The sequence below is a fragment of the Rhodococcus sp. P4_B6 genome, from assembly GCF_056402215.1.
On sequence record NZ_JBFUHV010000216.1, the window covers coordinates 1 to 12,547 of the forward strand.

At 66.5% G+C, this 12,547-nt stretch carries 15 protein-coding genes and 1 pseudogene; 6 read left to right on the top strand and 10 right to left on the bottom strand.

Annotated elements, in window-relative coordinates:
* Positions 1–226: pseudogene (locus tag AC1DWT_RS45030) on the top strand (phosphatidylserine/phosphatidylglycerophosphate/cardiolipin synthase family protein); the annotation flags it as partial.
* 188 nt (positions 227–414) lie between these two features.
* Here AC1DWT_RS45030 and AC1DWT_RS45035 read toward each other — a convergent pair.
* From AC1DWT_RS45035 to AC1DWT_RS45050, 4 genes are all read right to left on the bottom strand, one after another.
* Positions 415–879: a hypothetical protein gene (locus AC1DWT_RS45035; RefSeq protein ID WP_477925752.1), complete on the bottom strand. Its 465-nt coding sequence runs from the start codon at positions 877–879 to the stop codon at positions 415–417.
* A 114-nt stretch (positions 880–993) separates the two neighbouring features.
* Positions 994–1,194, bottom strand: coding sequence for a hypothetical protein (locus AC1DWT_RS45040; protein ID WP_477925753.1), 201 nt, complete (start codon positions 1,192–1,194; stop codon positions 994–996).
* A gap of 379 nt (positions 1,195–1,573) precedes the next feature.
* Positions 1,574–1,765, bottom strand: coding sequence for a hypothetical protein (locus AC1DWT_RS45045; RefSeq protein ID WP_477925754.1), 192 nt, complete (start codon positions 1,763–1,765; stop codon positions 1,574–1,576).
* Between the two features lie 403 nt (positions 1,766–2,168).
* Entirely contained in the window at positions 2,169–2,663 is a 495-nt protein-coding gene (locus tag AC1DWT_RS45050; RefSeq protein ID WP_206012241.1) for an FAD-dependent oxidoreductase, read from the bottom strand.
* On the opposite strand from AC1DWT_RS45050, the gene AC1DWT_RS45055 reads away from it, so the two are divergent.
* Positions 2,632–3,348, top strand: coding sequence for an IS6 family transposase (locus AC1DWT_RS45055; protein WP_477925755.1), 717 nt, complete (start codon positions 2,632–2,634; stop codon positions 3,346–3,348). The genes AC1DWT_RS45050 and AC1DWT_RS45055 overlap by 32 nt on opposite strands.
* Positions 3,349–3,824: 476 nt before the next feature.
* Here the strand turns inward: AC1DWT_RS45055 and AC1DWT_RS45060 are convergent, their stop codons facing one another.
* The 4 genes from AC1DWT_RS45060 to AC1DWT_RS45075 all read right to left on the bottom strand — a co-directional run bounded on the left by AC1DWT_RS45060 (position 3,825) and on the right by AC1DWT_RS45075 (position 8,042).
* Complete coding sequence (locus tag AC1DWT_RS45060; RefSeq protein WP_477925756.1) at positions 3,825–4,280, bottom strand: DUF5994 family protein; 456 nt, start codon at positions 4,278–4,280, stop codon at positions 3,825–3,827.
* A 366-nt stretch (positions 4,281–4,646) separates the two neighbouring features.
* The gene (locus AC1DWT_RS45065; protein WP_477925757.1) at positions 4,647–4,946 is read right to left on the bottom strand and encodes a DUF5994 family protein; all 300 of its coding nucleotides are present in this window, start codon (positions 4,944–4,946) and stop codon (positions 4,647–4,649) included.
* 272 nt (positions 4,947–5,218) lie between these two features.
* Positions 5,219–6,115: a coiled-coil domain-containing protein gene (locus tag AC1DWT_RS45070; protein ID WP_206012244.1), complete on the bottom strand. Its 897-nt coding sequence runs from the start codon at positions 6,113–6,115 to the stop codon at positions 5,219–5,221.
* Positions 6,116–6,833: 718 nt separating this feature from the next.
* Complete coding sequence (locus AC1DWT_RS45075) at positions 6,834–8,042, bottom strand: fatty acid desaturase family protein (RefSeq protein WP_206012245.1); 1,209 nt, start codon at positions 8,040–8,042, stop codon at positions 6,834–6,836.
* A gap of 744 nt (positions 8,043–8,786) precedes the next feature.
* Between AC1DWT_RS45075 and AC1DWT_RS45080 the strand changes: the two genes are divergently transcribed.
* Positions 8,787–9,092: a DUF4193 domain-containing protein gene (locus tag AC1DWT_RS45080; protein ID WP_072947428.1), complete on the top strand. Its 306-nt coding sequence runs from the start codon at positions 8,787–8,789 to the stop codon at positions 9,090–9,092.
* A 174-nt stretch (positions 9,093–9,266) separates the two neighbouring features.
* Here the strand turns inward: AC1DWT_RS45080 and AC1DWT_RS45085 are convergent, their stop codons facing one another.
* Positions 9,267–9,599 carry a cupin domain-containing protein gene (locus AC1DWT_RS45085; RefSeq protein ID WP_072947429.1) on the bottom strand — a complete coding sequence of 111 codons (333 nt, stop codon included), beginning with the start codon at positions 9,597–9,599 and terminating at the stop codon, positions 9,267–9,269.
* Between the two features lie 379 nt (positions 9,600–9,978).
* Here AC1DWT_RS45085 and AC1DWT_RS45090 point away from each other — a divergent pair, with 379 nt between their 5' ends.
* Entirely contained in the window at positions 9,979–10,446 is a 468-nt protein-coding gene (locus AC1DWT_RS45090) for an Hsp20/alpha crystallin family protein (RefSeq protein ID WP_206012246.1), read from the top strand.
* 106 nt (positions 10,447–10,552) lie between these two features.
* Positions 10,553–10,645: a helix-turn-helix domain-containing protein gene (locus AC1DWT_RS45095; protein ID WP_072947431.1), complete on the top strand. Its 93-nt coding sequence runs from the start codon at positions 10,553–10,555 to the stop codon at positions 10,643–10,645.
* A 484-nt stretch (positions 10,646–11,129) separates the two neighbouring features.
* On the opposite strand, the gene AC1DWT_RS45100 is transcribed toward AC1DWT_RS45095, so the two are convergent.
* On the bottom strand, positions 11,130–11,375 hold the full coding sequence (locus AC1DWT_RS45100) for a DUF1931 family protein (RefSeq protein ID WP_206012247.1): 246 nt from the start codon (positions 11,373–11,375) through the stop codon (positions 11,130–11,132).
* Between the two features lie 291 nt (positions 11,376–11,666).
* Between AC1DWT_RS45100 and AC1DWT_RS45105 the strand changes: the two genes are divergently transcribed.
* Positions 11,667–12,035, top strand: coding sequence for a WhiB family transcriptional regulator (locus AC1DWT_RS45105; RefSeq protein WP_095864241.1), 369 nt, complete (start codon positions 11,667–11,669; stop codon positions 12,033–12,035).
* Positions 12,036–12,547: the final 512 nt, after the last annotated feature.

Genomic DNA, 12,547 nt, shown 5'->3' on the forward strand with positions numbered 1-12,547 from the left:
GCTCTATCCCCCCGCAGTGGTCGATTCCGAGGCGATCGCGATCCCCCGCTCCCCCGGTGCCATCGGGCACCTCCTGCGCAGCCGCACGGACCTGGACCCGATCCCGGTGCCGGTCGCCGAGCAGATCCTCGCCGATGCCGGGCACCCGGGTGCCCGGCTGCGAGTCGATCACCGCATCGCCTCCCCCAGCCTGCGGGCCGCGATGCTCCAACTCTGGAACCTCTAAAGCCACCGCCCCCCATGTGCTGTGACCAGTGGTAACGACACGTCCCCGGCCGATCACCGAACCGACATCACCGCCGACAATGCAGGCATGACCGGCATTACCGGCAATACCGGGTTTCGGCGTCCTCCTTCGGCCGAGGTTCGCGCACCCCGGTGGCCGGTGTCGGCGCCCGCTCACCCGGGGTGGGGTCACGCCAGGGCCAGAACGCGGGAGCGGGCCTCCAGGTAGCGGGCGAGGAGATCGAGCATCTGAGCGTCCGGGTGGACGAGTTCGGGAAGGTCCTTGGCGCTGGTGATCGTCTGATCGACCGCGGCGACCTGCCGGCGGCATTCGCCGAGCGCCTCCGGTGTGACGGTGCCGGTGTCGAGCCGGTCGGTGAGGTACCGAATCGACTGCTCCAGACCCAGTCCCGGGTTGCGCGTGTTGTTGCCGGCCCGGCGGGTTTCGACCATCTGCCACCACTCGTCCAGCTCGGCCAGCACCGTGGGATCGGCGACCGCGATCCGCAAGGCGCGGTCGATGGACTGTGGATCGGTGATGTCGACCTCATCCACACCTGCTGCACGGGTGAGGACCTGGCCGAGTTGATGGTTGGCGAGACCGTCGCCGCGGCTCCACCAGTACGACACCATCACGTGTACCTTGCTCGCCACGGCCAGCTCCCCCATCAGACCCTGTTCCCTTCGGTAAGACGACACTGTTCGAGTTCATCCTCACAGCCGGGCACCCGCCCCACCGGTCCCGGGGCGGTGCCGTGGATCGGCGGGTCAGGCGGTGCGGCGGGCGGTGTCGGTGACCGCGCACATCGGGCACAACGTGCGCTCGCCGACGATCCACCCATTGGTACGGGCGAACGCCACCGCCGCGGGCCGACCGTCAACGGCCGCAGCGAAGGTGCGCTCACGCAGATCGCACCGCAACGTCCAGCCGTGCCTGCCTGTGGATCGCACCAATGCATGAACAGTCATGTTGTCCCCCGACGTCGACTCTGTGCCACCAGCATCGCACAACCCGCCCCGACGTGGTGACCCACGCAGGCCGGCCCCGGCCGTCACCACCCCACCATCATGAACGTCGTAGAGGCTCAGCGTCCTGATCGCCGGCGACCGGGTGCCCAGGGACAGACCGAGGTCACCACCCAAGCGCCGTAGGGATATTCGCGGTGCCGTATTCGACACGGCTGCTGCAGAATCTCGTGTGGAGGCCGACATCGATCCCGCGCCGTGGCCTCCACCCCGGCCAGCGCGTCCAGATCCGCGTCCGGTCACCGCCCGGCACCGCGGAGGATCATCCTCCCCGAAAGGGGACGTGTCATCTGATCAGTTCAGGGCGCATTTTTGACTGTTTTCAGGACTCGACCGGGACGTGGCGCTCGAGCTTGCAGTGGAACGGGTACGTCCCCGGCGTACTGGCAATCGACTCGATCAGCGCTTCGTCGCCGTCAATGCTCACAATCGTGAACACCGAGGTCGCCTCGGCATGAACCTTGACTTTGTCGCCGACCTTCAAACCCGCGCGAGTTCCAGGATTCTCGGTCATAGGCCGCGATGAACTCGTTCGATTTCGGTGCGCAAGTCACCAGATATGGTTGGGTTTGCGCCTCCAGCTGAGTCCTGTGAGCCACCGCAGGGCGATCGACCTACGTGGACGAGAATCGATGAGGGAGCCCCTGCACACGACGAAGCCGGCGCTGAAGCCGATCGTTGTCCAGTGAGCCGAGATGACCGGCGCAAGGGCGGACCGTTTCGGCCGACGTTGAAGAGGCAAACACGACGGCAGCAGAGCCCGTCCCTGTCTCATGAATTCGAGGCGAGGACGGGCATTGTTGAGCTGCCGATCGTGGCGGTGTTGTCGCCCCCCCGGTGACACGTGACGGGTGCCGAGCGCCGGTCCAGCAGACCGTGGCAGTAGGTCCATCTTGTCGAGGTGGTGCCCGACGACTTCAGGGTTTGGAGGTCGTTGTTCGCCGTGTGGGTGTCGTGGGAAGCGGCGTGACGGCGGCGTTCTTGGCGACCGAGGTGTCGGCATCGAGGATGGCGCGCAGGAGTTTCTGGGCGTCTTCGGTGTATCCCTTGCTGATTTGTTTGTCCGGGATCTTGGTGTGGTCGAGGAAGAAGTCCCGCACCTTGCGGACGGGCTTGGGTGCGTTGTGGAACATTCGCCCAAGGAAGCGGGCGAAGGACGTGACCTTGTTGGTGTAGGCGACGCGCTGGTCGTCGTAGACGGCGAGTCCCTCGCGGAGGGACTGGGGATCGGACAGGTCGCGTCCTTCGAGTGCCTTACCGAGGAAGTAGCCGTCTTCGATGGCAATCCCGGCGCCGTACCCTGCGTAGGGGGAGGTGGGGTGGGCGGCGTCGCCGAGGGCATCGTCAACTTGGCTGTGCGGGTGACCGCTGGGAGGATGGGTGACCGTGACCAGCGCAGATTCGTCGTACAAGGGCTTCCGCTACCCGAAGGAGATCATCAGCCACAGCGTGTGGCTGTATCACCGCTTCGCGTTGAGTCTGCGTGACGTGCAGGAACTGATGTTCGAACGCGGCGTCGTGGTCTCGCACGAGACGATCCGGCAGTGGTGCGCGAAGTTCGGCCAGTCCTATGCCAATGAGCTGCGCCGCCGCCGGCCCCGCCCTGGCGACAAGTGGCACCTCGATGAAGTGTTCATCCCGATCAACGGCGAGCAGAGGTATTTGCGGCGTGCGGTCGACCAGGACGGCGTGGTGCTCGACATTCTCGTCCAATCGCGTCGAAACGCCAAGGCCGCCAAGCGGTTCTTCCGCAAGCTGCTCAAGGGTCTGCGATATGTGCCGAGGGTGCTCGTGACCGACAAGCTGGCCAGCTACCAAGTGGCGCAACGCGAGATGCTGGCATCGGTTGAGCATCGCCGGTCGAAGTATCTGAATAATCGGGCCGAGAACTCACATCAGCCCACGCGACAACAGGAGCGCCGGATGAAGCGATTCGCCTCACCTGGGCAGGCACAACGGTTCCTATCCGCGTTCTCCGGCATCACGGGGCACTTCCAGCTGCGGCGGCACATGTTGTCGGCATCCGACTGGCGACGCGAGATGACCGCCCGCTTTGCTGTGTGGAACGAAATCACCGCGACCGCCACCGCTGCCTGAACAACACACCCAGCCAACAATTTCCGGGTTAAGACGAACCCAAACCGACTGCACCACTGCGACTATCACTCAAGTTGACGGTGCCCTCCGCAATGGTTCCGACCTGCGGATTGCGGGATTTCCGACCGAGGCCACAAGTCTCGCAGACAGGTGCAGCGCCGTGTCGGCCGGCACTTGCCCCTCAGCGGTGATACTCGATCATCGGTCTGGTCGGTGACGTACTTCCGCCTCGCCCCGTCGGCGAGCCCCAGCCGCCCCCACCCGTCGATCCAGCACCGAGCCATCATCGTCGTCTGTTGTGTGGGGTTCTCGTTTGATCCGGCGAGGTCGATCCGACCGTCCGATACCGGATGGGCGTCTCGACGACCCGCGACCGATGCTGGAACTCACCCTCGCGCTGGGCTGGCAGTGTGAGGCAACGCAATTCGGCTCCTGGTCGTCGCACCTGCATCGTGATGGTCGACATGCGGTTGGGGCTACCGCGGGTCGACGCCCACCGCCTTCTGCATCGTGTCGAAGGCGCCGTCGGCGTCCGTCATAGGTGCGATGACCAGCAGCTCCCACCGCCGACCGGCGGTACCGAAGACGTACATGATGTCCGGTGGCTGGTCCGGCAGGGGCCCGGACACGCGCACCCCGTCGGGACGGTCGATGCCCCGTTGCGAGACGCTCATCGAGTTCCAGTCGAAGCTGACTTGCTCGGTGGTGCCCACCCGATCGGCGAGCACACTGATCAGGTCGTGAAGTTCGGTGGTCAGGTTGGTGGTTCGTGGCCACCACGCCCCGTCCACGCCGGCCGAATGGTCCTCGCGCGCGCGGAGCAGCAGTCGCGGGGTCCGGGTGGGCTCGTCGAAGGGTTGCGCGCCGTCGGAGGTCGGGTGGAACAGGCCCAGGCCGCGCCCGGAGCAGGTGGGGTTCGTCTCGTGTTTCATCGTCAACGCTCCTGCCGCCGCTCAGTCGGCTGCCGCATCATCACGTGCATCGGTAGCTCGGGGAGGGTTCGGTCGTGTTGTAGCGTCATGAGGACGCTCCCGCCGTGCCCGCGTGGCGGCCACTGTCATTACCGGCGGTGACACGATCGTGGACGGTCGTGTGCGAAAATTCCTCCGACAACCTCATGCTACGCGCAGGGGGTACCCCACCCGGTGGCGCCTGCGGACGAATCGCGACCGTGCTCCCGCACGACCGAGCGCGCCACCCACGCACCCATGGTCGACGGATTTCGCCGAGCGGTCCGGTGCACTCCCGGGCGCCGTCAGACCCGACTTGCTCGGAGCCGACAGCGACGCCCGGTGGTGTCACCTGCAGGACGATCCTGCTGCCGTCGGCACCGAGGACATGCATCGTGTGGAACAGCTCGAAGGGGCAGGCATCGAGCCGGACCCGGGTACCCCGCGGCGACCGACCGCCCGGGCACCGCGGCGACCCACCGCCCGGGCACCGCGGCCCGGCCCCGCGGGGTCGTAGACGGCCCGACCGTTGGGGCCGAGCCGAACCGTCAACACTGCCAGTAACTCCGGAAGTTCCTCGCCGAGGGTGCGGGTGCGGGGCGACCAGACACCGTCGATAGAGCCGGCACACCGATCTTTCGGTTTCACCCCTCGGCCGCTGCGCGTGTTCGGCTGATATCTGATATCTGGTGTCGGGGACGATCGCGGGATGCTGCCTGCTGCGGCATGGGCGGCCGCTCCTGTCCCGGCCGCGAAATCGGCCGGATATGTCAGACCAGGGACGACGCGACCATGGACAGCCAGCGAACGAAATACCTCCGATAGGGGTGCGAGTCTCGCCGTTGGACCCTTCCATCGCGCACCCAGGTCCTCCCGTCCGCGATAGCGAACCTGGACTCGATGACTCGGACGCGGCGGACCTATGTCCGGTCGCTCTCGCGATGGATCGCGTCCAGATCCGCCTCCGCGGCCCGGATTCGGGCGTCCGCGGTGCGATCGGCCCGGTCCTTGCGCCGCGCCAGCTGCGCGCCGGCGCGGTCACCGGCCCGCATCGTCTCCTCGACCGCGGTGTTCTCGGCCTCCGTCACCGCCGCGTCGGTCGCGTGCCGGACCGCCGCCGTGTGTCGGGCGGCCTCGTCGAGCCGGTCGGGGAGCTGCTCTGCGGCATCGGCCCGGATGCGTTTGGCCCTGTCGCCGAGCACTGCCGCACGAGTCAGCATGTCGGCGTGCCGGCGAATCCGATGACCGCGAGCGATCAGGTCATGGTCACCGAGGAGCGCGCCGACGACGCCGTCGAGTCCGCCGAGCGCCCGTTCGTAGGCGCGCCGCACCGGAGCCTGCGCGCCCCACCGCTGCACCACTCGCCGGTCGATCACCGCGAGCGGCAGCCGGACCACGGCGTACTGCACCCGCAGTACCGTTCGGAGCGAGGACAGGTTCACCGCGCGACGTCCACGGTCGTTCTCGACCTCCGACCGCACCGTATCGGCGGCATCGTCGAGCATTCGGGCCCTCTGCTGGGCGCGCGCGTCGTCGTCTCGAGCGTCGACGACGTCCCCGGCCGTGCGCAGGTCCTCGACACGGCGTTTCTTTTCGGCGTCGTGCACGCGCGCACGCGCGCGTTCCTCAGCGGCGAGACGGCCCTTCTCCGCTCCTCGCGTCGCCTCCTGCTCGGCCGCATCGTGTTCGCGCCGCCGATCGCTCTGCGCCGCTGTTATTTTGGCGTCGGCTTCGTCCGCGGCTGCCCTGTCATCGCCCCTGACGGGGTCGAGAACGTGCTGTCGCGGCTCCGGCCGTGTTCCCTCTCCCGCAGTCAACGGATTTCTCCTGTGCCGGATTCGTGCGCGATACGGTCGCGCGGCGGGGAGGCGCGGTGCGGCCGCCGCGGCCCGCGACGCGAGGCGGCCCGAGCCGTGCCGACGCCGATGCCGATGGGGATGGGGAGATGGTTCGTGATGGTGCGAAGGTTGCTGTGCGTCATATGTGACGCTCCCGCCTTGGCCGGGAACCGGCCAGGTACTGTCCAGTCGACGACGCGACCCGATTGCCCGCGTACGAAGTATCTCCGACACTTCGACTATACGGCGCCGCAATCCCCGATCATCGTGATCACCGGTGCCGCTCACACCGCGTCGCCGTCCAGGCGCACTCCCGCTGACGCCGCATCTGCGGCGGATCGCCTCGCCGGGTGGTTCGTTGGATACTCCGTTGCTCAGAGCCGCGCAGGCTACCGCCGTTCCAGCAAGATCTTCTGGCGAGGATCGCAGGTGAGATACGCAAAAAAAGGTGACCACGGAGATGAGCACGCCAGGATCCGGACTTGTTCCCGAAACCCGGATCCTCTGACCACCGCGGTGCTCGACGTTCCGGCCGCACCGAACTGTCTCGACGCCCGCGGCGAGCCGGCTCCGCGCAACTGCTGACTGGTCGTGCCACCCTCACAGGCCGATGCACAGCGTGGTGGGCCTTGCCGCGCCGAGATTCTCGAACGGATCGGCGCAGGCGCCGGTGTTCGGGTCCCGCCCGGGGGCGATGTCAGAGTCCCCCGCGATCGCGAAGTGCTGTCGACAGCCCACGGCGTCTGCCCGTGACCGGGTCGAACTGTGGCCTCGGATCGGTGAACCTGCGTTCCGACGCGGTCTCGGGCGCGTCGTCGGCGGTCGCCTGCAGGAACTTGTTCGGCAACGCCAGCTTGGCGATGGTGCGCCACGACTTCAGGTACTGCACCGGCAGCGAGCCGGTCGTGTAGGGCAGGTCGTACCTCTTGCACAGCGCACGCACGCGCACGGAAATCTCGCGCAACCGGTTGCTCGGCAGATCGGGGAACAGGTGATGCTCGATCTGGTAGCAGAGGTTGCCGCTCATGAATTCCATCACCGGCCCCGCCTGAAAATTCGCGCTGCCGAGCATCTGCCGCAGGTACCACTGCCCCCGCGTTTCGTCCTCCAGCTCGGCCTCGGTGAACTTCTCCGCGCCGTCGGGGAAATGCCCGCAGAAGATGACCATGTTGGTCCAGACGTTGCGGATCATGTTCGCCGTCAGGTTCGCGGTCAACGTGGGCAGGAACGCCGGGCCGGTCAGCGCCGGGTAGAGAACATAGTCCTTGGCGATCTGCTTACCGACCTTCCCGGCCACCTCACGGCATCGGCGCGCGAACTCGACACGATCGACACCTCCCCTGGCCACCCTGCCCAGCTCCAAGTGCTGGAGGGCCACCCCGTACTCGAAGAACAGCTGCAACAGCAGGTTGTAGACCGGATTGCCGACGCTCAACGGCGTCCACCGCTGATCACGGGCGACCCGCAACAGGCCGTAGCCCACGTCGTCGTCCATCCCGAGCACGTTGGTGTACTTGTGATGGATGTGGTTGTGGGTCTGCTTCCAATGCGCCGACAGGCCGGCGAGATCCCACTCCCACGTCGACGAGTGGATCTCCGGATCGTTCATCCAATCCCACTGACCGTGCAGGACGTTGTGGCCGAGCTCCATGTTCTCGACGATCTTGGCGGTGCCGAGCATCGTCGTGCCGGCAAGCCAGGCCGGCGGGAACAGGCTCGCGAACAAGACCGCGCGACCGCCGATTTCGAGGGACCGCTGCAGCCGGATCGCGGTGCGGATGTACCGGGCATCACGCTCGCCACGCGAGGCTTCGATATCGCGCCGGATCGCGTCGAACTCGACGCACAGCGCCTCGACATCCGCCCCGGTCAGGTGGGCGTACTCCGTGACATCCGAAATCGCCATGAATTTACGCTAGCGCAGGTTACGCAACCGTAGGTTACGTCCAGGTGAGACGTGAGTGAGCGAGGACGGTATTCCTACCTAATCGTCGGCGACCGAGTCCGGCCTCCCAGTGGTCGCGCAGCGTCGTCCTGTTGTCGAGGGCGGCGACCGAGTCGAAGTACGTAGGCCGCATCTACCTGGGAGTGGTGCTTGATCAGGGTGAGGTCGGCGGTGATGTGCTCAATCGCGAGGTCGCGCGATGACCGACCGTATTTTACTGTTGCTTTAACTGGAGATGCGGCGTAGACCGGAGGTACGGATCCACGACAGACCAAGGTCGAACCGGAAGAGAAGATTCCACCTCTCGGTTGTGGCGCCCAGCACGAGCTGTAGGCACCCACGCAAAGCAAAGCCCCCACAGTGGGCTCAGCACGGTGGGCTTGCGTCAGGCGGGAAATGTCTCCTGACGCCGAGGCCACATTTCACCGCGCAACCATGCACGCCTGGTAACCGAGTGGTCAGTGCCCGCGGGCGGGTCCCCCTTTGGGTCAGGGGCGCCCGCCCGACGTGTGTATGCGGAACCCCAGGGTCCGGCTCCGTCATCGATCGCGAGCAGTATTCGGACCCGGCCCAGGACCGAATGTGACGATGTGCCCCCATGTGACCGGTTACGGGCACAAAACACGGCGGCGGAGCGTTGACATGCAATCGACCTCCGCGATCGCGGGGCGGCTCCGGGGAAGACGCCCGACGAGAGGGAGGGTCATGGCCACCGACTACGACGCACCCAGAGTGACCAACACCGACGACGAGCCATCCGAGAACTCGCTCGACCAGCTGAAGGCCGGAAGGAACGAATCGCAGTCGGCCGTCGCCGACGTCGAGGAGACGGACACCGCGGAGTCATTCGAGCTGCCCGGGGCCGACCTGTCCGGCGAGGAATTCACGGTCCGGGTGATACCCAAGAAGGCGGACGAATTCACCTGCACCAGTTGTTTCCTCGTCCATCACCGCAGCCGCCTCGTCGACACGGCCGGTGGACAGATGATCTGCCTGGACTGCGCCGGCTGAGCACATCCCAGCACAGACGAGGGTGTGCGGCGCTGGGAACCGCGGCGGAGGCGAGCACCTGCCCGGCATCGCGCCTGCTCTCGACGCATGAGGTGATGTCGCGGCCCGCATCGTCGGGCGGCACCGGAAGCGATGCGCCGGGGCCGGCCTGCAACCCGGGCTGCTGGGGTGGGGTCACGACAGCTTCGCGACCGTCAACAGGACCGCCGAGTCCACCAACGCTTCGAGGCTGTGCCGTGCGTCGGGAACGATGAGCAGATCACCCGCCCTCCCCTCCCACGACAGATCGCCGGTCGAGAGCCTGACCCGACCGGACAAGACCTGCACCGTCGCCTCACCCGGGTTCGAATGCTCCCCGAGGACCGCGCCCTCAATCATGCCGATCACCGTCTGCCGCAACACTTTCTCATGCCCGCCGTAGACGGTGTCGGCGGTGTGACCACCACCCGCGGTGGCCGCCTGTTTCAGCTGCTGACGAGCCAAGGCCTCGAGAGAAACCCGCTGCATGTCAGTAGTGTATCCAACCCCGCACACGGAGCAGCACGGCGAAAGTCTGCTCCGCCGCAGAGCCACGATCACCCGACCGGCGCGGCCGGGTTGTTCTCGCTGGCACCAGGGGAAAGTGGTGGTGGACGACGAAACCCCAGCCCTCCCGGCCCGCACCCGGCGGGGTCTGGGCCGTGGTTATCGGTGGCCTGAACGCAGCGGGCAGCACCTGTCCACGAAACACTTGCGGCCTCGGTCGGAAATCCTTGCATCCGCCGGAACCGGGCGTCGAGCGCACCTGGCGCCCGCACAGGTGCAGTGCAAAACTAGAAGGAGCGCAGCCAGCCGACACCCGTCGCGATGGCGAGGTGCGGCCACCAACATGTAGGAGGTGGTTGCTGTGCTTCATCCCGACCCATTCCGTGACATCGACAGACTCACCGAGCAGCTGCTCGGCACGTCGGCCGGATCCGCCCGGGCCCCACGGTTCATGCCGATGGACCTCTACCGCTCCGGCGATCACTACGTCCTCCACGCCGACCTCCCGGGCGTGGACCCCGGCTCGGTCGACGTCAGCGTCGACGGCGGCATCCTCACCGTGAAAGCCCAACGCAGCGAACGCACCGAACACGACGTGCAGTGGCTGACCTCCGAGCGCTTCACCGGCAGCTACCTGCGTCAGCTGGCCCTCGGCCAGGACATCGACGCCGACCACATCGCCGCCACCTACGAGAACGGGGTGCTGACGGTCACCCTCCCCGTGGCAGAAAGGGCCAAGCCGCGCCGCATCGAAATCACCCCCGGGGCACGTGAGGAAGCCAAGGTCATCGAGCCCAGCGACTCACCCGACCAGACCACCACGACCTGACCTCTCCACCGGACACGGTCCCGGCAGGTCACGCCGCCGGGACCCGGGTCACGTCGGCTTCGGGATGGCGTATCGATCGAACAGCACACCTGTAGTTTCATTGCGTATGCGCGAGACCGGGATGCAACTGGGCGAGATCGCCGAGATCCTCGGTGTCGGGCGCACCACCTTGTACCGGCATCCCCTCGAGCGGAGCTGATCGGCACCCGCCTCTGGGTACACGGCGGGCGCTACCAGGGGCTGCGCTCACTTCGGTGCGTGAGGTGGGGGCCGGCAGCCCCCGTCCGAGCAGATCGCTTCGCTCCGCCGTGCTCCTCACGCAGTGGACCAGTCCGCCCGGCGCTCAGCCACCGGGTGTTCCTGGGTGCTCGCCCGTTCGCGCCGCTGTAAAACCCCCGAAACAGCGGTCGGGCCGGGGGCGTGACTTCGCACCCTCGGCCTAATCTCTGCTTCACAAGGGTGTGATCATTACCAATCTTTTTCCTTGATCCGCATCTACTACGATACGCCCTCCGCAATGGTTCTGACCTGCGGATTGCAGGAATTCCGACCGAGGCCACACATCACCGCTGAGGGGCAAGTGCCGGCCGATACGGTCCGAACCATCGCGGCCACGCGCTCGGTCGTGCCGCAGACTGGGTTTCGGTCGCGAGCATCCGGTCGAGCGGCGGACAGCTTGCCAGTCACCCGAGGATCGGCTCGACTCGCGTACGGGGACCGAGCTCGCTGAACAATCCGCTGCTCGCCCGTAAGCCCTTGGTGAGCGGCAGGTCCGTACAATCGATGATGTACTGGCGAATCGCCGCGGCGGCGAAGGGCAGATCGCAAATATTCCTGGCGACAACCTCGCCGAAGCGGCGAAAGTCATCCCTGCCGACACCGCAAGCGGCCACCACCGGAAAGCTGTCCTCGAACTGATCGAACGTCACGACCCTCACGGTGGGCACAGCAGCTTCCATCGGGTGATCATCCTCCATCCCTCCCGGGTGGCCGGCAGGGGAATGTCGCATACGTACAGCACAAGAGCCAAGGCCCCCGGGGCGGGAGCCATGACACGGGCATCACCCCGATCGAAGGCCACACCGACACCGTTACCGCCGAGGATTGGACACTCGACCGACGCAACCCGATACCCCCGACACATCGACAACACAGAAATCAGTTTCCTGCGTCCGGATCTGCCCCACAGGTCCCCGCGTTCGGGAACGAAAGGAACCGCATTGCTCCGCGCAGGGACCCCACCCACGCCGACCCACCAGGTCACCAGCGGACCCGAAGGATGGTGGGACAGCGCCGCGTGCCGCGGTCTCGAACCGTCCATGTTCTTCTCCCCCGACAACGAACGCGGTACCGCCCGAGGTCACCGCGAATCACGGGCCCGGCAGATCTGCCAGGACTGCCCCGTACTCACCCAGTGCCGCGAGTACGCCCTGACGGCGGGCGAACAGTACGGAATCTGGGGCGGCATGACCGAAAACGACCGCAAAAGACACACCAACCGAGCTCGCCGCGGCGCGCAACGACCCCTCGCGCCCCCGCAGCCGGCACCGGCCACCGCCGACGCCCCGCACCTGAGCTCCGCCCGATAACGAGGGCGTCCAGCGTGGCATCCCGACCGCCCCCACCACCCGACGGAGAACCCCGGTTCGGCACCCGAATACGAACCAGATCAACGATTTTGGAGAACCCAATGCGCTGATTGCCGAGAAAGGGTTCAACCCTGGAAAAGGTGCCAGACAGCGGTGGCCGGCCACGCCGGCCCCGAGCACTCGCCTGTCAAGGTAATCGCCACAGGCGACCGTAGACCTGCCGCCGGAGGACCAGGTTCGTGAATGTCAACACGATTCGGCAGGGACCGCACAATACGGGATCACCGGGATGCTCGTGTACAAGGCTGCAGCCGCACGAACCGGATCGCACGCCACCCCACCTGAAAGTCGGCGGCAAGGCCATCCACCACGAACGCCACGACTGTCACGTCGAACAACGTGATTGGGATATTCGGCCCCACAGTGAGAGTTGGCGGACCATCTCGGCGCGGCCCGGCGCCAGGAACTGGGCGTCGGTGTGAACGGCATTGATCGCGGTGATGCGCCGACGT

What these genes read in the sequence shown, in the direction of transcription:
- AC1DWT_RS45060 (WP_477925756.1), bottom strand. Translation starts at nt 4,280, where the DNA reads ATGAAACACGAGACGAACCCCACCTGCTCCGGGCGCGGCCTGGGCCTG.
- AC1DWT_RS45045 (WP_477925754.1), bottom strand. Translation starts at nt 1,765, where the DNA reads ATGACCGAGAATCCTGGAACTCGCGCGGGTTTGAAGGTCGGCGACAAA.
- AC1DWT_RS45080 (WP_072947428.1), top strand. Translation starts at nt 8,787, where the DNA reads ATGGCCACCGACTACGACGCACCCAGAGTGACCAACACCGACGACGAG.
- AC1DWT_RS45040 (WP_477925753.1), bottom strand. Translation starts at nt 1,194, where the DNA reads ATGACTGTTCATGCATTGGTGCGATCCACAGGCAGGCACGGCTGGACG.
- AC1DWT_RS45095 (WP_072947431.1), top strand. Translation starts at nt 10,553, where the DNA reads ATGCGCGAGACCGGGATGCAACTGGGCGAGATCGCCGAGATCCTCGGT.
- AC1DWT_RS45085 (WP_072947429.1), bottom strand. Translation starts at nt 9,599, where the DNA reads ATGCAGCGGGTTTCTCTCGAGGCCTTGGCTCGTCAGCAGCTGAAACAG.
- AC1DWT_RS45075 (WP_206012245.1), bottom strand. Translation starts at nt 8,042, where the DNA reads ATGGCGATTTCGGATGTCACGGAGTACGCCCACCTGACCGGGGCGGAT.